This is a genomic window from Flavobacterium sp. (assembly GCF_031423415.1).
Taxonomy (GTDB): domain Bacteria; phylum Bacteroidota; class Bacteroidia; order Flavobacteriales; family Flavobacteriaceae; genus Flavobacterium.
The window spans coordinates 1-1,155 of the sequence record NZ_JANPFL010000192.1 but is presented as its reverse complement, the minus strand read 5'-3'; the positions used below and the strand labels follow the sequence as shown (position 1 = coordinate 1,155).

General features: G+C 33.6%; 1 protein-coding gene. It reads right to left on the bottom strand.

Features of this window, described 5'->3' with window-relative positions:
• On the bottom strand, positions 1 to 818 hold an 818-nt coding region (locus tag RMO83_RS16310), incomplete at its 3' end, for a GTP-binding protein (RefSeq protein ID WP_310560763.1).
• Positions 819 to 1,155: the final 337 nt, after the last annotated feature.

Here is a 1,155-nt window from a genome sequence, read left to right as displayed (position 1 = left end):
GTGGTTGGTGTTTTGGCATCTGTCAAAGTATCACCTACTTTAACTTCTTTGGCTTCTTTGATTCCAGAGATTAAATAACCAACATCGCCAGCCGAAATTACATTTTTCGGAACCTGATTCAATTTCAATGTACCTATTTCGTCGGCAAAGTATTCGTTGCCAGTTGCCATAAATTTTATTTTTTGACCTTTGCGGATTTCTCCGTTTTTGACTCTAAAAATAACTTCTATGCCTCGAAATGAGTTGTAATGTGAATCGAATATTAATGCCTGCAAAGGTTCATCGATATTGCCTTTTGGAGGTGGGATTTTCTCGATAATGGCTGCTAAAATATTTTCGACACCAAAACCAGTTTTTCCACTTGCGTGAATAATATCTTCGAGTTTACAACCCAAAAGATCAATAATATCGTCAGAAACCTCTTCAGGATTCGCACTTGGCAAATCGACTTTGTTCAAAACTGGAATAATTTCCAAATCATTCTCAAGAGCCAAATACAAATTCGAAATTGTTTGAGCCTGAATACTTTGTGCAGCATCAACAATCAAAAGTGCGCCTTCGCAAGCGGCAATTGATCTAGAAACTTCGTACGAAAAATCGACATGACCAGGCGTATCTATTAGGTTCAAGATGTATTCTTGCCCTTTATAAGTATATTCCATCTGAATGGCGTGACTTTTTATAGTAATGCCTCGTTCTCGTTCTAAGTCCATATTGTCAAGCAATTGAGCTTTTTCTTCGCGAGCGGTTACGGTTTGGGTTGCCCCTAAAAGTCTGTCTGCAAGCGTACTTTTTCCGTGGTCATTATGTGCAATTATTCATAAATTTCTAATGTGTTTCATTCTTCGAATTGTAATAAGTTGCAAATATAGTCAATCTTTTTTTTGCAAACGATTGATTAACGATTGTTGATTCTTTTTTGTTAAAAAACAAAATAAATGATTACGTTATTTCGAATATTTAATAATACAAATTTATCTTCAAGTTACATTACCTAGTGCTAATGGACTTTCATAAACCGAAGAATTGTATTACTTACCCAAATTAAACACAACATTTCTAGAAAGATAAACATAAAATAACCATAAATAAAATATCAGGATATGATTTTAACAATAATATTGATTTTCTGCACATAAAACAATTAAATTTTTA